The organism is Burkholderia sp. D-99, assembly GCF_011605345.1.
Taxonomy (GTDB): Bacteria; Pseudomonadota; Gammaproteobacteria; order Burkholderiales; family Burkholderiaceae; genus Burkholderia.
This window is the reverse complement of record NZ_JAAOXM010000003.1, coordinates 317,870-337,508: the sequence shown is the minus strand read 5'-3', so window position 1 is coordinate 337,508 and position 19,639 is coordinate 317,870. Positions and strand designations below refer to the sequence as shown.

The 19,639-nt window shown below is 70.1% G+C and carries 15 protein-coding genes; 13 read left to right on the top strand and 2 right to left on the bottom strand.

All coding sequences use genetic code 11. From position 1 onward, the window contains the following. Window positions 1-337: 337 nt before the first annotated feature. The 3 genes from zwf to HAV18_RS15490 all read left to right on the top strand — a co-directional run bounded on the left by zwf (window position 338) and on the right by HAV18_RS15490 (window position 4,481). The gene (gene zwf / locus HAV18_RS15500; protein WP_166957293.1) at window positions 338-1,807 is read left to right on the top strand and encodes a glucose-6-phosphate dehydrogenase; all 1,470 of its coding nucleotides are present in this window, start codon (window positions 338-340) and stop codon (window positions 1,805-1,807) included. A gap of 87 nt (window positions 1,808-1,894) precedes the next feature. Then, window positions 1,895-2,575, top strand: coding sequence for a 6-phosphogluconolactonase (gene pgl / locus HAV18_RS15495; RefSeq protein WP_166957291.1), 681 nt, complete (start codon window positions 1,895-1,897; stop codon window positions 2,573-2,575). Continuing rightward, window positions 2,553-4,481: a bifunctional transcriptional regulator/glucokinase gene (locus HAV18_RS15490; RefSeq protein ID WP_166957289.1), complete on the top strand. Its 1,929-nt coding sequence runs from the start codon at window positions 2,553-2,555 to the stop codon at window positions 4,479-4,481. Before pgl ends, HAV18_RS15490 begins: the two co-directional genes overlap by 23 nt. Before the next feature lie 97 nt (window positions 4,482-4,578). On the opposite strand, the gene HAV18_RS15485 is transcribed toward HAV18_RS15490, so the two are convergent. Next, the gene (locus tag HAV18_RS15485; protein WP_166957287.1) at window positions 4,579-5,796 is read right to left on the bottom strand and encodes a Bcr/CflA family multidrug efflux MFS transporter; all 1,218 of its coding nucleotides are present in this window, start codon (window positions 5,794-5,796) and stop codon (window positions 4,579-4,581) included. 249 nt (window positions 5,797-6,045) lie between these two features. Between HAV18_RS15485 and HAV18_RS15480 the strand changes: the two genes are divergently transcribed. The 3 genes from HAV18_RS15480 (at window position 6,046) to ribD (ending at window position 9,110) form a co-directional block, all read left to right on the top strand. Continuing rightward, a complete protein-coding gene (locus HAV18_RS15480) occupies window positions 6,046-6,498 on the top strand; it encodes a hypothetical protein (protein ID WP_107310933.1) in 453 nt (150 codons plus the stop codon). Window positions 6,499-6,689: 191 nt separating this feature from the next. Then, the gene (hemL, locus tag HAV18_RS15475; RefSeq protein WP_014897811.1) at window positions 6,690-7,973 is read left to right on the top strand and encodes a glutamate-1-semialdehyde 2,1-aminomutase; all 1,284 of its coding nucleotides are present in this window, start codon (window positions 6,690-6,692) and stop codon (window positions 7,971-7,973) included. A 15-nt stretch (window positions 7,974-7,988) separates the two neighbouring features. Continuing rightward, a complete protein-coding gene (gene ribD / locus HAV18_RS15470) occupies window positions 7,989-9,110 on the top strand; it encodes a bifunctional diaminohydroxyphosphoribosylaminopyrimidine deaminase/5-amino-6-(5-phosphoribosylamino)uracil reductase RibD (RefSeq protein ID WP_166957285.1) in 1,122 nt (373 codons plus the stop codon). A gap of 164 nt (window positions 9,111-9,274) precedes the next feature. Here ribD and HAV18_RS15465 read toward each other — a convergent pair whose 3' ends face one another. Then, complete coding sequence (locus HAV18_RS15465; RefSeq protein WP_166957283.1) at window positions 9,275-10,621, bottom strand: sulfotransferase; 1,347 nt, start codon at window positions 10,619-10,621, stop codon at window positions 9,275-9,277. Window positions 10,622-11,162: 541 nt separating this feature from the next. Between HAV18_RS15465 and HAV18_RS15460 the strand changes: the two genes are divergently transcribed. From HAV18_RS15460 to HAV18_RS15430, 7 genes are all read left to right on the top strand, one after another. Continuing rightward, window positions 11,163-11,504 (top strand): hypothetical protein, encoded by a 342-nt coding sequence (locus HAV18_RS15460; RefSeq protein WP_166957282.1) that lies wholly within the window; start codon window positions 11,163-11,165, stop codon window positions 11,502-11,504. A 27-nt stretch (window positions 11,505-11,531) separates the two neighbouring features. Continuing rightward, window positions 11,532-12,131, top strand: coding sequence for a phosphotransferase (locus HAV18_RS15455; RefSeq protein ID WP_166957281.1), 600 nt, complete (start codon window positions 11,532-11,534; stop codon window positions 12,129-12,131). 16 nt (window positions 12,132-12,147) lie between these two features. Then, entirely contained in the window at window positions 12,148-13,245 is a 1,098-nt protein-coding gene (gene serC, locus HAV18_RS15450) for a 3-phosphoserine/phosphohydroxythreonine transaminase (RefSeq protein ID WP_166957280.1), read from the top strand. Between the two features lie 29 nt (window positions 13,246-13,274). After that, window positions 13,275-14,669 (top strand): RimK family alpha-L-glutamate ligase, encoded by a 1,395-nt coding sequence (locus tag HAV18_RS15445; RefSeq protein WP_166957278.1) that lies wholly within the window; start codon window positions 13,275-13,277, stop codon window positions 14,667-14,669. Continuing rightward, the gene (locus HAV18_RS15440; RefSeq protein ID WP_166957276.1) at window positions 14,666-17,020 is read left to right on the top strand and encodes a tetratricopeptide repeat protein; all 2,355 of its coding nucleotides are present in this window, start codon (window positions 14,666-14,668) and stop codon (window positions 17,018-17,020) included. The genes HAV18_RS15445 and HAV18_RS15440 overlap by 4 nt, the downstream gene beginning before the upstream one ends. Before the next feature lie 96 nt (window positions 17,021-17,116). Then, window positions 17,117-18,886 carry a prolyl oligopeptidase family serine peptidase gene (locus HAV18_RS15435; RefSeq protein ID WP_166957274.1) on the top strand — a complete coding sequence of 590 codons (1,770 nt, stop codon included), beginning with the start codon at window positions 17,117-17,119 and terminating at the stop codon, window positions 18,884-18,886. Window positions 18,887-19,054: 168 nt separating this feature from the next. After that, the gene (locus HAV18_RS15430; protein ID WP_166957272.1) at window positions 19,055-19,573 is read left to right on the top strand and encodes a DUF1993 family protein; all 519 of its coding nucleotides are present in this window, start codon (window positions 19,055-19,057) and stop codon (window positions 19,571-19,573) included. The last annotated feature ends 66 nt before the right edge of the window (window positions 19,574-19,639 follow it).

Here is a 19,639-nt window from a genome sequence, read left to right as displayed (position 1 = left end):
TGCAGCGTACGGGCCGATGACCGGCCGGGCTCTTACAGAAAGCGTGAATCGAGATTCAACGGCGTGTCTCCTCTTTGTGTTTCTGGCCCACCGCGATGATGCGGCGCGAGCCCGGGGCCGACGGTGCGCGAACGATGCGCATCATCAATGTCCGATAACATTCGGCACAAGGCGCTCCCGAAGGCGAAGCTCGCGCAGCTCATCGACCGCACTTCTTTTTTTCTTCACCCAGGTGCTACCCCTTGCGGCGGATTGTAGTTAAACTACAATTCAGTGTCAAAAATATTTTTATCGCACTACGGATCGCTTCCCAGCACCCCCAACACGGCGGAGACACATGCATACCGATTCCAGCTTTACCTTCGTACTTTTCGGCGGCACCGGCGATCTGTCGATGCGCAAGATCCTGCCCGCGCTGTTCGAAGCGCACCGCGCGAACATGCTGGCGGAGAGCGGCCGGATCGTCGCCGTGGCGCGACATGAATCGGATCGGGCGGGTTATCTCGAGTGGGTCGACACGCACGTGAAGCAGCATGCGGAGAAAGCCTCCGGCAAGGCGTTCGACGAAGCCGCGTGGAAGTCCTTCCTCGATCGCATCGAGTACGTGAAGCTCGACCTCGGCCGCGCGGAAGACTACGTCGTGCTGCGCGACGCGATCGCATCGCTGCCCGGCATCCGCGTGTTCTATCTGGCGACGGGCCCGTCGCTGTTCGTGCCGATCTGCAAGGCGCTCGCGTCGGTCGGCCTGAACGAAGGCTCGCGCATCGTGCTCGAGAAGCCGCTCGGCTACGACCTGAAATCGTCGAACGCGATCAACGACGCGGTCGGCGAGATCTTCGCGGAAGGCCAGATCTACCGGATCGACCACTACCTCGGCAAGGAGCCGGTACAGAACCTGCTCGCGCTGCGCTTCGGCAATGCGCTGTTCGAGCCGCTGTGGCGCCGCGAATGGGTCGAGAGCATCCAGATCACGATTGCCGAGGAACTCGGCGTCGAGGCGCGCGGCGATTTCTACGACAATACGGGCGCGCTGCGCGACATGGTGCAGAACCACCTGCTGCAGCTGCTGTCGATCGTCGCGATGGAGCCGCCGCATTCGATGGATTCGGATTCGGTGCGCGACGAGAAGCTGCGCGTGCTGCGCGCGCTGAAACCGGTCGATCCGCGCGACATCGGCAAGGTGGCCGTGCGCGGCCAGTATCATGCGGGCGTGATCAAGGGCGCGCAGGTGCCGGCGTACGCGACCGAGCCGGGTGTGAAGCCCGACAGCCAGACCGAAACCTTCGTCGCGCTGAAGGTCGAGATCGAGAACTGGCGCTGGGCGGGCGTGCCGTTCTTCCTGCGCACCGGCAAGCGTCTTGCCGACCGCGTCGCGGAGATCGTCGTCAATTTCCGCCCGGTGCCGCACTCGGCGCTCGGGCCCACGGCGTTGCGCCCCGGCTCGAACCGCCTCGTGATCCGGCTGCAGCCGAACGAGACGATCCGCCTGTACTGCCTCGCCAAGCAGCCGGGCGAAGGGATGAACCTCGCGAGCGTGCACCTCGACCTCGCGTTCGACCAGTTCTTCAAGGAAGGGCAGATGGAGGCGTACCAGCGCCTGCTGCTCGACGTGATCAACGGCCGCCTCGCCCTCTTCGTGCGTCGCGACGAACAGGAAGCCGCATGGCGCTGGGTCGAGCCTATCCTGAACGAATGGGCACGCACGCTGAAGCCGCCGAAGCCGTACGCGGCGGGCACGTGGGGGCCGGCCGCGGCGAGCGCGATGCTCGCTCAGCACGACACCTGCTGGCTCGAAGAAGAGAACTGATGTAAACGTAGCCGCGCCCGCCATCGTGCACGGCTACGTGCCCCACGATTCGTACGATTTGAACAGACAAAGCAGTCCGGAGGAGATGTGATCGAGATCCACGCTTTCGACACCCAGGAAGCGCAAAGCGAAGCGCTCGCGCGCGCCGTCGGCGACGCGCTGCGCGCCGCGCTCGCCGGCCCCGCGCGCCCGACGCTCGCGGTGTCCGGGGGCACGAGCCCGCGCCCGTTCCTGCACACGCTGTCGCACGCGGCGCTCGACTGGGCCGGTGTCGACGTGACGCTGGTCGACGACCGCTGGGTGCCGGAGGCCGACGCAGCCAGCAACGCCACCCTCGTGCGCGACACGCTGCTGCAGCACGCGGCGGCCCCTGCCCGTTTCCTGCCGCTCGTCGACACGCACGCCACGCTCGACGCACACGTCGCCGCGCTGAACGCGAACGCCGACTACCGCGTGCCGACCGTCGCCGTGCTCGGCATGGGCGAGGACGGCCATACCGCGTCGATCTTCGCCGATGCACCCGAATGGGATCACGCGATCACGACGCCCGAGCGTTTCGTCGCCGTGCATCCCGGCGCCGCGCCGCATGCGCGCGTGAGCTTCTCGCTCGATGCGCTCAAGCGCGTCGACCGGCTGTTCCTGCTGATCGCGGGCCCCGCCAAGCGCGCGGTGCTCGACGCCGCAGCGGCCACGCTGCAGAAGAACGCGATTTCCCAACTGGCCAACGACAAGGGGACCCAGCTCGATGTCTACTGGTGCGCAAAGTAAGGCGGTCGTCGCGAGCCAGCATGCCGACGGCCCGCGCCTGCTCGCGGACGTCGGCGGCACCAACGCGCGCTTCGCGCTGGAAACCGGCCCGGGCGACATCACGCAGATCCGCGTGTATCCCGGCGCCGACTATCCGACGCTCACCGACGCGATCCGCAAATACCTGAAGGACGTGAAGATCACCCGCGTGAACCACGCGGCGATCGCGATCGCCAATCCGGTCGACGGCGATCAGGTCACGATGACCAACCACGACTGGAGCTTCTCGATCGAGGCGACGCGCCGCGCGCTCGGCTTCGACACGCTGCTCGTCGTCAACGATTTCACCGCGCTGGCGATGGCGCTGCCGGGCCTGACCGACGCGCAGCGCGTGCAGGTCGGCGGCGGCACGCGCCGCCAGAACAGCGTGATCGGGCTGCTCGGGCCCGGCACCGGGCTCGGCGTGTCGGGGCTGATTCCGGCCGACGACCGCTGGATCGCGCTCGGCAGCGAGGGCGGCCACGCGTCGTTCGCGCCGCAGGACGAGCGCGAGGATCTGGTGCTGCAGTACGCGCGCAAGAAGTTTCCGCACGTGTCGTTCGAACGCGTGTGCGCGGGCCCCGGCATGGAGATCATCTATCGTGCGCTCGCCGCGCGCGACAAGAAGCGCGTCGCCACGACCGTCGACACGGTCGAGATCGTCGAGCGCGCGCATGCCGGCGACGCACTCGCGCTCGAGACGGTCGAATGCTTCTGCGGGATTCTCGGCGCGTTCGCGGGCAGCGTCGCGCTGACGCTCGGCGCGCTCGGCGGTGTGTACATCGGCGGTGGCGTCGCACTGAAGCTCGGCGAGCTGTTCACGCGCTCGTCGTTCCGCGCGCGCTTCGAGGCGAAGGGCCGCTTCACGCACTACCTCGAGAACATCCCGACCTACCTGATCACCGCCGAATACCCGGCGTTTCTCGGCGTGTCGGCGATCCTCGCGGAGCAACTATCGAACCGCTCGGGCGGGGCGTCGTCGGCCGTGTTCGAGCGGATCCGCCAGATGCGCGACGCGCTGACGCCGGCCGAGCGCCGCGTGGCCGATCTCGCGCTGAACCACCCGCGCTCGATCATCAACGACCCGATCGTCGACATCGCGCGCAAGGCCGACGTGAGCCAGCCGACGGTGATCCGCTTCTGCCGCTCGCTCGGCTGCCAGGGGCTGTCGGACTTCAAGCTGAAGCTCGCCACCGGCCTCACCGGCACGATCCCGATGAGCCACAGCCAGGTGCATCTCGGCGACACGGCCACCGACTTCGGCGCGAAGGTGCTCGACAACACGGTGTCCGCGATCCTGCAATTGCGCGAGCACCTGAATTTCGAGCACGTCGAGAACGCGATCGAGATCCTGAACGGCGCGCGGCGCATCGAGTTCTACGGGCTCGGCAACTCGAACATCGTCGCGCAGGACGCGCACTACAAGTTCTTCCGCTTCGGGATCCCGACGATCGCGTACGGCGACCTGTACATGCAGGCCGCGTCGGCCGCGCTACTCGGCAAGGGGGACGTGATCGTCGCGGTGTCGAAGTCGGGGCGCGCGCCCGAGCTGCTGCGCGTGCTCGACGTCGCGATGCAGGCCGGCGCGAAGGTGATCGCGATCACGTCGAGCAACACGCCGCTCGCGAAGCGCGCGACCGTCGCGCTCGAAACCGACCACATCGAGATGCGCGAGTCGCAGTTGTCGATGATCTCGCGGATCCTGCATCTGCTGATGATCGACATCCTCGCGGTCGGCGTCGCGATCCGTCGCGCGTCGACGAACGGCGAGGTGCCCGATGCCGTCGCCCAGGCGAAGGCGCGCGCGAACGACGACGAAACGGCCGACGTGCTCGACTGGCTGAGCCACGGCGCGTCGCCGGGGGCGAAGGACGTCGCGCGGGATTAACGCGGCGCGGCGACAGCCGCTTCCCGCGTCCCCAAGAAAAACGCCACCGCGCGCGATGCGCCGGTGGCGTTTTTCATTTTGCGGTGCGGCTGCCGTGTCAGGCGCCCGCTTTCACCGGCCGCCCGTGCCAGCGCAGCACGAGGTAGCGTCCGGCGAAACACAGCACGCCCGACACGCCGATCGTCACGCCCATCGCGAACGGTGTGCCGTCCGCGAGTGCACCGATCGCCACGCTCGCGAACGCGCCGAGCGCCAGCTGCATCGCGCCGAACACGGCCGCCGACGCGCCCGCGTTGTGCGGATAGCGGTGCATGAGGTCGGTCGTGCAGTTCGCGGACAGGATCCCGACCACGCCGACGACGAAGAACAGGCACACGACGATCGACCACAATCCGCCCCACCCCGTCAACGCGACGAGCGCAACCGCGAGCGACGCGATGGCGCTCACGAGCGACGCGGCCGCGATGATGCGCAGCGAGCCGATGCGGCCGACGAGGCGCGTGTTCGCGAAGTTGCCGATCATGATCCCGACGACGTTCAGGCCGAACAGCAGCCCGTAGTGTTGCGGCGATACGTGGAAATACTCGATGTACACGAACGGCGTCGCGGTGATGTACGAGAACATCGACGCGAATGCCATCCCGCCGCACAGCATGTGCCCCCATGCGACGGGGTCCGACAGGATGCGCCCGTACGATGCGAACGACGCGAGCACGGCCGCGCTCTTGCGCCGCTCCTTCGGCCAGGTTTCGGGCACGCGCAGGTACGCGGTTGCCGCGCACACCGCGCCGAACACGGCCAGCACGACGAACACGCCGCGCCAGCCCGAGAAACGCAGGATCTGGCCGCCGATCAGCGGCGCGAGCAGCGGCCCGACCGCGGTGACGATCGCGACCATCGACAGCACCTTCGCCGCGTCGGTCGGCTCGTGCGCGTCGCGCGCGATCGCACGCGACAGCACCGACGCCGCGCCGGCACCGAGCGCCTGCAGGAAGCGCACGAGGATCAGCATGTCGATCGAGGTCGACACGAAGCAGCCGATGCTCGCGAGCGTGAACAGCGCGATGCCGCCGAGCAGCACGGGCCGGCGGCCCCACGTGTCGGACAGCGGGCCGTACAGCAGCATGCCGACCGAGAAGCCGGCCATGAAGCTCGTCAGCGTGCGCTGCGCGGCGCCGGGGCTGACGGAGAAGCCGTCGGCGATCGACGGCAGGCTCGGCAGGTACATGTCGGTAGCGATCGGCCCGCAGGCGGCGAGCGCGCCGAGCAACAGGATCAGCCGGGCATCGGGCCGGCGCCGGACGACGTGAGACATGGGTATCCGGAATGGAGCCCGCGCGCATCGAGGCGCGCGTGGCGGTGAAGACGGGTGGCCACGCCGCGAAACGGCGTGCTCAGGCCCATGATTGTACGCGCAACTTTTTTTCGTGCTGCGGGCCGAGTGCGGCAGCAGACCGGGAAACACCGACGCGGCTCTGTTGCCGCGCGAGATCGCAGGCGGATTCGATTAAGCTTGCTGCTCCTCGCCTCTCTTGTCTGACCAATTCGACGCACGACCGAACCGATGACCGCTTTCCTGCTGATCTGGAGCCCCAAGAAATGGCCGTGGCCCGAACTGCCCGACGTCGCCGCGCGCGTGAAGGCCGGCGAGGCCGTGCATGACGTGTGGGGCTGCGGCTTCGCGCGCGGCATCCTGCCGGGCGACCGCGTGTTCCTGCACCGCGTCGCGAAGGAGCCCAAGGGCGTGTTCGGCTCCGGCTACGTGACGCGCGCGCCGTACGAGGTGCCCGATCCGGCGACGAAGCGCGGCTACCGGCTGTGCATCGACTTCGTGTACGACTGGCTGGTCGACGCGCACCAGGACGTCGTGATCGCGCGCGACGCGCTGCGCGTGCATCCCTACTCGGTACAGACCTGGGATGCGCAAAGCTCCGGCACCGTGATCAAGCCGATGGTCGAAGGCCCGCTCGAGAAGCGCTGGGCCGAGCTGACCGGCAAGCGCAAGCCGCCGCGATAACCGGATCGGCAGCCGCGACGCATCCGGCCCTCCTTTCCGGCCGCGGCCCGTGAAATCCCGCACGCGCCGAAAGGCCGCAGACCGCGCCGCGGGCCCGCCGCGCGCGTCTCCGGTACAATCAGACGATCGTTCCGCCCAGGCGCCGCGGCCCGTGCACAGGCCCCCGCGCCCCTCTCTCGCAGGTTTCGCCCATGTCCAACAATCAGATCCTCTTCGAACGCGCCCAGAAGACCATTCCCGGCGGCGTCAACTCGCCGGTGCGCGCATTCCGTTCGGTCGGCGGCACGCCGCGCTTCGTCGCGCGTGCACAAGGCCCGTACTTCTGGGATGCCGACGGCAAGCAGTACATCGACTACATCGGCTCGTGGGGCCCGATGATCGTCGGCCACGTCCACCCCGAAGTGCTGTCGGCCGTGCAGAACGTGCTCGCCGACGGCTTCTCGTTCGGCGCGCCAACCGAAGCCGAGATCGAGATCGCCGAGGAAATCTGCAAGCTCGTGCCGTCGATCGAGCAGGTGCGGATGGTGTCGAGCGGCACCGAGGCCACGATGAGCGCGCTGCGTCTCGCGCGCGGCTTCACGGGCCGCAGCCGCATCGTCAAGTTCGAAGGCTGCTACCACGGCCATGCGGACAGCCTGCTGGTCAAGGCCGGCTCGGGCCTGCTGACGTTCGGCAACCCGACGTCGGCCGGCGTGCCCGCCGACATCGCGAAGCACACGACCGTCCTCGAATACAACAACGTCGCCGCGCTCGAAGAAGCGTTCGGTGCGTTCGGCGACGAAATCGCCGCAGTGATCGTCGAGCCCGTCGCGGGCAACATGAACCTCGTGCGCGGCACGCCGGAATTCCTGAACGCGCTGCGCGCGCTGTGCACGAAGCACGGCGCCGTGCTGATCTTCGACGAGGTGATGTGCGGGTTCCGCGTCGCGCTCGGCGGCGCGCAGGCGTACTACGGGATCACGGCCGACCTCACCTGCCTCGGCAAGGTGATCGGCGGCGGGATGCCGGCTGCCGCGTTCGGCGGCCGCCGCGACATCATGGCCCATCTCGCGCCGCTCGGCGGCGTCTACCAGGCCGGCACGCTGTCGGGCAACCCGATCGCGGTCGCGGCAGGGCTGAAGACGCTGCAACTGATCCAGGCGCCGGGCTTCTACGACGCGCTCACCGCGCAGACGAAGCGTCTCGCCGACGGCCTCGCGGCCGAAGCGCGCGCGGCCGGCGTGCCGTTCGCGGCCGACTCGATCGGCGCGATGTTCGGCCTGTACTTCGCCGAGCGCGTGCCGACCAGCTTCGCGGAAGTCACGAAGAGCGACACCGAGCGCTTCAACCGCTTCTTCCACCTGATGCTCGACGAAGGCGTGTACTTCGCGCCGTCCGCGTACGAGGCCGGCTTCGTGTCGAGCACGCACGACGACGCGGTGATCGACGCGACGCTCGCGGCCGCGCGCCGCGCATTCGCGGCACTCGCTGCCTGACCCGGGGCCGCGCGCATGTTCTCGGATATCGATTTCGCCCACATGCAGCGCGCGCTCGCGCTCGCCGCGCGCGGGATGTATACGACGGCACCGAACCCGCGTGTCGGCTGCGTGATCGTCAAGGACGGCGACGTGATCGGCGAGGGCTTCACGCAGCCGGCCGGCCAGGATCACGCGGAGGTGCAGGCGCTGAAGGACGCGCGCTCGCGCGGCTACGACGTCGCGGGCTCGACCGTCTACGTCACGCTCGAACCGTGCAGCCATTTCGGCCGCACGCCGCCGTGCGCGAACGCGCTGATCGAAGCGCGCGTCGCGAAGGTCGTCGCCGCGATGGAAGACCCGAACCCGCAGGTATCGGGGCGCGGCCTCGGGATGCTGCGCGACGCCGGCATCGACGTGCGCTGCGGGCTGCTCGCGCATGAAGCCGGCGAACTGAACATCGGCTTCGTGTCGCGGATGACACGCGGCCGCCCGTGGGTGCGGATGAAGACCGCCGCGTCGCTCGACGGCCGCACCGCGCTGCCGTCCGGCGAAAGCCAGTGGATCACCGGCGAGGCTGCGCGCCTCGACGGGCACGCGTGGCGTGCGCGCGCCTGCGCGATCCTGACCGGCATCGGCACCGTGCGCGAAGACAATCCCCTGCTGACCGTGCGTGGCATCGACACGCCGCGCCAGCCTCAGCGCATCCTGGTCGACAGCCGCCTCGACCTGCCGCTCGACGCGCGGCTGCTCGAAGGCGCGCCGCTGCTGATCTTCTGCGGCCGGCTCGACGCCGGCGGTGAAATGCGTGCGAACGTGCTGAAGTCGCGCGGCGCGGAAATCGTGCCGCTCGCGAATGCGCACGGCAAGGTCGACCTGCCCGCGATGCTGGCGGCGCTCGGCGCGCGCGGCGTCAACGAGTTGCATGTCGAGGCCGGCCACAAGCTGAACGGCTCGCTGCTGCGCGAGCAGTGCGTCGACGAATTGCTCGTCTATCTCGCGCCGAGCCTGCTGGGCGCCGATGCGGCCGGCATGTTCGACCTCGCCGCGCCGGCGAGCCTCGATGCGCGCACGCGGCTGTCGTTCCACGGGTTCGAGCGGGTCGGCGACGATCTGCGGATCCTCGCGCGCTTCACGCCGGCCGACACCACGCACTGAACGGGGTTGTCACGGGGTTCGCCGGAGATCCGGTCGCGCGCAGCGGCCCGATGGCGGGCCCCGGCCGCTATTTCGCGCCCTGGTTGCGCCCCCCTGCACGCGTGTCGCGACCGCTCACACATCGCCCCCCCTCGCCCGCGCACGCCGGTGCGCAGTACGCCCGCTCAGTCGCCAGCGCCGGTGGCCAGACCCGACCCCAGCCCGTCGAACAGCGGCCGCAACGTATCCGCGTCGGGACGCCACGGACGCAGCGCGTCGCGGTAGAGCGGCCGGCGCACCTGCGCCGCGCTTGCCGTCGTGACCTGTCGCCGGGTCTCGTGAAACACCGTGCACCGGTCGCTCCAGTCCAGCCCGCAATGCGTGAGCATGCGTCGCACCTGTGTGTCGAAATCCTCGACCAGATGCTCGTACCGGACCTCCAGCAGCACCCCCGGCGGCAGCGCCGCGCGCCAGTGCGCGACCAGCGCATCGTAGGCCCGATAGAAGCGGCCGAGTTCGCCGAGGTCATAGCTGAACGGCACGTCGTGGAAGCAACGCGCGAAGATCGACAGGCAGGTGTCGACCGGGTCGCGTCGCACATGAATGAGGCGCGCGTTCGGCAACGCGAGATGAATGAAGCCGGCGTTGATGAAGTTGTACAGATACTTGTCGACGATCCGCGCATACGGGCCGCCCGGCACCTTGCGCGCGACCCGCTGCAGATACGCGGCGCCGAGCGCGCGCAGCGATTCCGGCGCGGCGGCGTCGAGCGCATCGAGCGCCAGCCCGCCCACGCCCGGCGCGACCGCCTGCACGAGGCACTGTACGAACGCGTCGCTTTCGCCCGCGCCGAACACGCGCGGATGGCTCGCGAGAATCTGCTCGACCAGCGTCGTGCCCGAACGCGGCATGCCGAACACGAAGACCGGCGACGCCGACGCATCGCCCAGACCGCTTTTCGCCCGTAGCAGATCCGCGCTGAACGCGCCGGTCATCTGCCCGAACAGGCCGAGCATCGCGGCTTCGTCGTAGCGGGTCAGCGACCGGTAGAGCGTGTTCGCTTTCGACAGGTACTCGAAGCCGCGCCCCGGCTCGCCGATGCCCGTGAGCGACTGGCCGTATGCGAAATACAGGTCGGCCTGCCGATCGGCCGGCCAGTCCGCCGACTGCGCGACCTGCTGCTCGAGCGACACGAAACAGGGATCGTCGGCCGTGAGCGTCGTGAACTGGACCAGGTTGCGGTAGTACGACGCGCTGTGCGGTTCCAGTTCGATCGCGGTGCGCCACGCGGCCTGCGCGTCGTCGAGCCGGCCGAGGACGTTCAGGCAGTTCCCGAGATTGTTGTACGAGCCGTCGGCGTGCGGATCGAGCTCGGTCGCACGCCGATAGCAGTCCACGGCCGCCTCGTACGCGTGATCCTCCTCCCACACCATGCCGAGCCGATGCCATGCCTGCGCATTGTCCGGCGCCTGCGCGAGCGCCGCTTGCGCGCTCGCGAGCGCGGCGTCGTGCGGATCCGCGGGCGCACTCATGCGCGGCTGCGCCGGCGCGTTGCGGCCGCGCGCCGGCCATCGTGCATGCCGGCGCTCCCGACTGTATTGGCGCTCATGTGGGTCCCCTTTCGATCCGGTAGGCGGCCGCGTCTTCATGCACTGCGACGACGGCCAGCCGTCAAAGGGCCGCAGTATCGGGAAAATCGCCGCACGCTGCGTAACGAACCGATACGGCCGTATTACCGACGTAACACGGCCGGTCGGCGCGCGCGACCCGCGCCCGCGCTGCGCGCGCCCGATCGCGCACCCGTGCATCGAGGCCGCGTTGCCAGGCCCGGTGGGCGAGACCGCTGTTCACGCGCGCCACGTCGACGGTCGTCATGCACCGTCACGCCGCATGCGCAAGCGGCCCCGGCCGCACGCATCGTGTCATCGCCGGTAATACGTGTAATCCAGGCAGAAAGCTGATTCAAAGCCGCGCGACCTATAGTCCGACGCCATCCGCTGCAACGCGGCAGCGGCACCCGTGCGCACCATGACGGGCGGGTGCGACATTCAAGGCCAACGGGGAAATCGGGGCATGCCCATTCAGACACCGACGGCGGCGCACAACGCCGCCACGCCACACCTGCGCGCCGACGGCGCCGATACCGCCGCGGCACTGGTGTGGCGCGCGCTGCAAGTCGAACCGGTCTCGCTCGTGCCGCAGTGGCTCACGCAAAGCGGCAACACGATCCATCGCGTCACGCTCGCCGACGGTCGAACGGTGGTGTTGCGCGTCAGCCCGCAGCCTGCCGCGTTCGCGCACACCGCGCCCAACCTCGCCGCGTTGCGCGCGCTCGGCCTGCCGGTCCAGCAGGTGCTGGCGGCCGGTCCGGCCGCACCGGGCCAATCGTTCGTGATCCTGAACTGGCTGGACTGATTCGACCTGAAGTTCGCACTGCCGTCCATGCGCGCGGACCAGATGGCCGCCGTCGCCGAACGCGTGACCGACTGCCAGCGCCGCGTCGCCAGCCTGCCTGCGAGCCGCGGCTTCGGCTGGGCGCCGATCGGCCGCGACGCCGCGCACGCACGCTGGACCGACCTGTTCGGCGCGCCGGACGATACGCCGGCTGCCGTCGCGGCCACCCCGCTGAATCACCTGCGTATGCGGTTGCGCGCCGTGCGGGCAACCCTCGAACCCTACTTCGCGGCCTGCACGCCGGTGTGTTTCCTCGACGATCTCACGACCCGCAACGTGATCGTCGACAACGGCGCGCTGAGCGGCTTCATCGACCTCGATTTCGTCTGCTACGGCGATCCGTTGCTGCAGGTCGGCACGACGCTCGCGTATCTGGCCGCCGATGTCGGCGACGCGGGCCGTGCGTACGGGGACGCGCTGATCGACTGCTGGTCGCCGTCCGGCGACGCGCGCCGCGCGATGTACTTTTACGCGGGCCTGTGGGCAACCGGTTTGCTCGCCGCGGCCGAAACCGCCGGCGACGCATGGCGGATCAGCAAGCTCGAACCGGCAGCGCAGGCGCTGCTGGATGCCGCCGAAGCCAACTGACCGCGGGACGACATCGATGACATCCAATGCCCTGAACTTCTCGGGCGGCCCGGGCGCATTGCCCGAGGCCGTGCTGCGCGAGACGCACGAAGCCATCATTGCGCTGCCGGAAACCGGCGTGTCGATCCTCGGCATGAGCCATCGCTCCGACTGGTTCCATGCGCTGCTCGACGAGGCCGAGCGCAACCTGCGCACGTTGCTCGGCGTGTCGGACCGCCATGCGCTGATCTTCCTGCAAGGCGGCAGCAGCCTGCTGTTCGCGACGATCCCGATGAACTTCGCGACGCACCGGCATGCACCACCCGCGTATGTGAATTCCGGTTACTGGAGCAGCCGCGCGAGCGCCGAGGCCGCGCGCGTCGGCGCCGCACACGTGGCATGGAGCGGGCGGGACACGGGCTTTCGCCAACTGCCCGCGCTGGAGCAGCTCGCGCTCGCGCCCGATGCCGCCTACCTGCACTACGTATCGAACGAAACCGTCGAGGGGCTGCAGTTCGACCCGCCGGCGGCCACGCCGCACGGCGTGCCGCTCGTCGTCGACATGTCGTCCGATTTCCTGTCGCGGCCGCTCGACGCCAGCCGCTTCGCGATGATCTACGCGCATGCGCAGAAGAACCTCGGGCCGGCCGGCGTCACGGTCGCGCTGATCGACCGCGCGCTGCTCGAGCGGACCCCGGACAACCTGCCCGGCATCCTCGATTTCCGCACGCACGTCGCGCACGGCTCGAACTACAACACGCCACCGGTGTTCGCGATCTACGTGTTGACGCTGGTCACGCGCTGGCTGCGCGACGAGATCGGCGGACTCGCGGCCATGGAGCGCATCAACGACCGCAAGGCGCAGCGCTTGTACGACACGCTCGATGCGCTGGGCGGCGCGGTCGCCGTGCACGCGCAGCGGCCGTGGCGCTCGCGGATGAACGCTGCGTTCACGTTCGGCGATGCCCGCCTCGATCGCGCGTTCGCCGCCGCGGCCGCCGAGCGCGGCATCGTTGGGCTCGACGGCCATCGCTCGCTCGGCGGGCTGCGCGCGTCGCTGTACAACGCGGTCACACCTGGCGCCGTGAACACGCTGTGTGAAGCGCTGACCGAATTCGCCGCCACGCACGCGTGAGCCGCGCCGCCATATCGGCCTGAACCTCGATGACCCCGTCCTTTCCCGACACGTCGACGCCGCCGGAGCGACTGGCTCGCGCGCTCGACATGGCACCGCTCGACGTCTCGCTGCACGCGCGCATGCGCGACGCGCTCCAGGCCGCGGGCGACCGCGACGGCTTCGCCGCCCATCAGCTCGCGGTCGCCGCGTTCGATGCGCTCGCCGACGCGCCGCCCGCCACGCAGGCGCTCGCGCTGTACAACCTCGCGACCGTCTATGCGATGAAGGGCCGCACCGACGATGCGGTGCGCTGGTACCGCCACACGCTCGCCGTGAACCCGGCACTCGCGCACGCACACCAGAACCTCGCCGCGCTCTACGCGACCAGCGGACGTCACGCCGAGGCGCACGCGCATCGCGAGCACGCGTACCGGCTCCAGCGCGTGTTCGTCGAACCGGCGCTCGACGGCGATGCGCGGCGATTGCTGATCGTCGGCGCGGGCAGCGGCACGGGTAACGTTCCGCTCGATGCGCTGCTGTCGTTCCGCACGACGACCCGCATCAAGTACGCGATCGACTATGCGGACGACGCCGAGGATGCGCAGCTGCCGCCCCACGATCTCGTGTTCAACGCGATCGGCGATCCGGACGTCGCCGCGCCGCTCGCCGCCCGACTCGCCCGCTTCGCCAGTCGCAGCGCAGTGCCCGTGCTGAATCCGCCCGACACGATCGCGCACACGCATCGCGATCGCATCGCCGCGCGCCTCGCGGCAGTGCCGGACGTACGGGTGCCGCCCTGCGTGCGCATCGCGAACCCGCGCGCACCGTTCGATGCGCTGCTGGGCCGCCTCCCGCTGGCCGGCGTCACATTTCCGCTGCTGCTGCGGCCGGCCGGCTCGCACGGGGGCGACGGCGTGACGCGCCACGCGAGCGCCGACACGCTCGGCGCGGCACTCGCGAAGATCGACGGTCCCGCTTATGCGACCGCCTACCACGACACCCGCGGCGCGGACGGCTGCTTTCGCAAGTACCGGGTGATCTTCGTCGATCGCGTGCCGTACCCGTACCACCTCGCGATCTCGACGCACTGGCTCGTCCACTACTTCTCGGCCGACATGACATCCGCACCGTGGAAGCTCGACGAGGAGCGCCGCTTCCTCGACGATCCGCGGGCAGCGCTCGGCGATACCGCGCTGCGCGCGCTCGCCGCGATCGGCCGGCAACTGGATCTCGACTACGGCGGCGTCGACTTCGCGCTGACCGACGACGGCCGGGTGGTCGTGTTCGAAGCGAACGCGACGATGCTCGTCCACCGCGAAGCAGCCGACGGGCCGCTTGCGCACAAGAACCCGCACATCGAGCGGATCGCGCACGCCTTCGCGCGCATGCTCGACGCACGCGGCGGCCTCGCCTCCTCCTGCCCGACGCCTGCCCGGCCATGACGGGTCCGACGCTCGCCGATGCCAGGGCGCTGCATCTCGCCAGCGACCTTCCCGGCGCCCGCACGCTCTATGAAGTCATGCTCGCCGACGATCCCGGCAACGCCGAACTCCGGATGCGGCTCGGCATCCTCGAACTGCAGTGCGGCGACGGTGCCGGCGCGCTCGCGCAACTCGACCGCGCGGCCGCGCTCGCGCCGCACGACGCCCGCCACCACGCGGCGCGCGGCCACGTCCTGCACACGCTCGGCCGGCACGCCGACGCGGCGGACGCGCTGCGCACCGCGCTTGCGCTCGCCCCCGACAACGCCGACACGCACGCCGCGCTCGGCAACGCGCTACTGGCGCTCGGCCGCCATGCCGGCGCGATCGACGCATACCGCGCCGCGCTCGCACTCGATCCGTCCAGCGCCGACGTTGCGAACAACCTAGGCAACAGCCACCGGCATCTCGGCGCGACCGACGCGGCCGAACACGCGTACCGCGCCGCGCTCGCCGCGCAACCGGCCCACGCGCTCGCGCTGACCAACCTCGGCACGCTGCTCGACGCGCGCGGTCGGCACGACGACGCGCTCACGCTGCTGCACGGCGCCGTGCGCGCCGCGCCGGACGCGCCCGCCGGCCTGATCAACCTCGGCGCGGCGCTGTGCGCCCGACGCGCGTTCGCCGCAGCCGCTCCGCACCTCTCACGCGCGGCGGCGCTCGCGCCGCACGACGCCGACGCGGCCTACAACCTCGGCAACGCGCTGCTGGGGCTCGGCCGCCACGCGCCGGCAGCCGACCAGTACCGGCACGCGATCACCCTGCAGCCGGGTCACGCGGACGCGTTGAACAATCTCGGCACCGTGTGCGAGCACCTCGGCGATGCCGCGGCGGCGGCCCGCGCGTTCGACGCCGCGCTGCACGCGCGGCCCGGCTTCGTCGCCGCGCACAACAACGCCGCGAACCTGTTGCGGCGGCTCGGCCTGCACGACGGCGCGATCGCGCATCTGCGCGCCGCGCTGGCCAGCGCCCCCGACCACTCGGCGACCCACAACCACCTCGGCAACGTGCTGAAGGACGACGGCGCGCTCGACGCCGCCATCGACAGCTACCGGCGCGCGCTCGCGTGCGATCCGGGCAACGCGGTCGCGCACAGCAACCTCGTCTACGCCCTGAACTTCCAGTCGGAGTATCCGGAGGCAGTGCTCGCTGAAGCGCTGAACTGGTCCGCGCGGCACGAGACGCCCGCCGCCGCGGCCGCAGCGGCGCCGACCGCCCCGGCGCGCGGGCGCGCGCCGGATGCGCGGCTGCGGATCGGCTACGTCGGCGCGGATTTCCGCGAGCACTGCCAGGCACTGTTCCTCGTGCCGCTGCTGTCGCATCACGACCGCCGCGCCTTCGAGATCGTCTGTTACGCGAGCGTCGCGCGGCCGGACGCGCTCACCGCTCGACTCGCCGGTTACGCGGATCGCTGGCACGACGTGTACGGGCTCGACGACGACGCGCTCGCGCAGCGCATCCGCGACGATGGCATCGACATCCTCGTCGACCTGACGATGCACATGGCCGACGGCCGGCCGGGCCTGTTCGCGCACCGGCCCGCGCCGATCCAGGCGACCTGGCTCGCCTATCCCGGCACCAGCGGCCTGGCGTCGATCGACTTCCGGCTGACCGATCCGCATCTCGATCCCCCCGGGCACGACGGTTTTTATCGCGAACGCTCGATCCGGCTCGCGGATACCTTCTGGTGCTACGACCCGCTGACCGACACGCCGGCGGTCGGACCGCTACCCGCGCTCGACGCCGGCCACGTGACGTTCGGCTGCCTGAACAATCCGTGCAAGCTGACCGACCGCACGCTGCGGCTGTGGGCCGGGCTGTTCGCGCGCGTGCCTGGCGCGCGGCTGGTCGTGACGGCGCCGCAAGGCGCGGGGCGAGACCGACTGGTCGAGCGGCTGCGCACGCACGGCATCTCGCCGGCTCGCGTCGACTGCGTGCCGTACCGTCCGCGCGCCGACTATCTCGCGACCTATCTCGGCATCGACATCGCGCTCGACACGTTCCCCTACAACGGCCACACGACGACGCTCGATGCGCTGTGGATGGGCGTGCCGGTCGTCACGCGCGTCGGGCGCACCGCCGTCGGCCGGGGCGGGCTGTCGCAGCTCGCGAACCTCGGGCTGCACGCGCTCGCCGCCGACAGCGACGCCGCGTTCGTCGACAGCGCGGCCGCCCTCGCCCGCGACCTGCCCGCACTCGCCGCGCTGCGCGGCGAACTGCGCGCGCGCGTCGAACGCTCGCCGCTGATGGACGGCGCGCGCTTCGCACGCGAAATCGAGGCCGCGTACCGGCGCATGGCGGGCGATACCTGACCCGCCCGCGACCGGCCGGGTGTGGGCCGGCCGGGCCGGAACTCGTCTCCGGCGTATCCTGTCTATCCGCTTCCATCGATCCGACGAGGAGCTTGCGTGACGGCCGTCCCTTCCGATCCTGCGCAACACCGCCGCTTCACCGTCGACGACCTGCTGTCGCTCGACAGCTTCCAACGCGACTACGGCCGCACCTGCGCGCTGTCGCCCGACGGCGGCTCGATCTGCTTCGCCGTCGTCCGCCCGCTGGCCGATGGCCTCCGCTTCGACCGCGCGTATCTCGGCGGGCTCGACCGGGCCGAACTGCACCTGTACGAATTCGCCGGCCGCACGCTGCGCCGGCTGGCCGGCGACGCACGGTCCGGCCGTGCGTGCGGCTCGCCGTCGTGGTCGCCGGACGGAAGATGGATCGCGGCGGTCACGCTGTCGGCCGACGACGATGCGGTGCATGCCGTCCTGATCGACCCGGCGACCGGGGCCGCGACGCCGATCACGACCGCGCACAGCGTCGACCTGTCCCCGCTCGACCGCGATGGGCCGTTCACGTGGCTGCCCGACGGCCGCGTCGCGCTGCCGCTGCTTGCCGAACGGGCGACGCCCGTCATGTCGCACCTGCACCACCGGCTGTTCGGGAACGCGCACGACGCATGGGCGACCAACGCCCTCGGCCGCCAACCGACGGCCGACGTGCTCGACAGCGCCGCGTTCGGCGACACGCCCGTCGCATCCGCACCCGACTGGTGGGTATTCGATCCCGCGTCGGGCGCGTTGTCCGCGCTGTCGCCGCAAGCGTGCGCGCAGGCCGGGCTGACACGTGCGGCGGTCACGGACACCCCGCCGGACACACGTGGCACGAACGACGCCGACGAACCGACGGATCTCGATGGCGCACGCCGCGAACGCGTATCGGCGGAACCGGAGCGCCCGTACGCGGCCTTCATCGAACACGGTCGCGACGCCACCCGGCTGACAATCCGGCCGGCCGGCGCGCGCGACGCGACGGTGGTGTTCGAGACGAATCGCCAGTTGGCCGGCATCGCGACCGGCACGACGCACCGGCTTGCCTGCCGCGGCGTGGAGCCGGGCCGACAGCGCTTCGTCGACGTCCTGCTGCCGCCGAATTACGCGGGTGCACCGGTGCCCGCCGTCGTCTGGGTGTACCCATACGAAAAGGTCTCGCCCCATCCGCACCTGTTTCACGAACCGGACTGCGCGCTGCCGTTCAATTTCCAGCTGTTCGCCGCGCACGGCTTTGCCGTCATCGACGTCAACATGCGGGACGTGCTGGGCGAAGCGCCGGCGACGATGGCAGACAGGATGCTCGACGACGTCTGCGCAGCGGTCGACGCCGCGGTCGATGCCGGGTACGTCGATCGCGGCCGGCTTCATCTGTACGGCCAGAGCCTGGGCGGCTGGGCCACGATGATGCTGCTCGCCCATACGCCGATGTTCCGCTCGGGCATGTCGAGCGCCGGCATCAGCGATGCGGCCGCGCTCTACGCGTCGCTCGACGCGCGCCTGCGTTACGAAACGGGCAACGACGCCCGCCCCGAGCGTTTCGAACTGCTCGGCAAGGTGCTGGCCGACAATAGCTGGAACATCGACGCGCCGCCGTCGCTCCGCCCGGACGCGTATCACGCGATCAGCCCGGTTCTGCATGCGGCGCGGATCACGACCCCGCTGCTGCTGATTCATGGCGACGCCGACTACGTGCCGCTCGAACAAAGCGAACGGATGTTCGCGGCGTTGACGCAGCTCAAGCGCGACGTGCGGCTGATCCGCTACTGGGGCGACGATCACGTGCCGCAATCGCCTGCCAATATCGCGGACCGGTACCGGCGGATGATCGACTGGATGCGGCGCGCGTGACCGGCCGGCGCCGCGCGTGCACCGGCCCGTGCGCCGGCACCATCGGCCGAACGGCCAACGACGCGCACGGGTCATGCGGTCGCGCTAAGATGCGTCGACAGCGGTTTCGATGCCGCAACGCACGGCGCGCCGCCCAGCGGCCGCCCACTTCTTCCAGGAGTCGCCCCCATGTCCATCTCGATGTACCAGGCTTCGCTGCCCGTGCTGATCCGTGGCCTGAGCAATCTGCAGCACATCCTCGGCAAGGCGCAGGCGCATGCGGCCGAAAAGCAGATCGATCCGTCGGTGTTCACCGGCGCCCGCTTGTACCCGGACATGCTGCCGCTCGTCCGCCAGGTCTATATTGCAACCGACACGGCCAAGGGCTGCGCCGCGCGCCTCGCCGGCGCCGAGATCCCGAGCTTCCCGGACGTCGAGCAGTCCTTCGACGAGCTGCACGCACGCATCCAGAAGACGATCGACTACCTGAAAAGCTTCGACGCCGCGCAGATCGACGGCAGCGAGGCGCGCCAGATCGTGCTGAAGATGCGCGTCGGCCCGATCGAGTTCACCGGCCAGTCGTACCTGCTGAATTTCGTGCTGCCCAATTTCTTCTTCCACGTGACGACCGCATACGACATCCTGCGCCACGGCGGCGTCGAGCTCGGCAAGCTCGACTACCTGGGCGGGCGCGACCAGCACGCCTGACGCGCGGCCGGGCGAAGCCCGGCCCGCAACCGTCCGCGCCGCGCGTGCGGCCAACCCGCGGCGGCC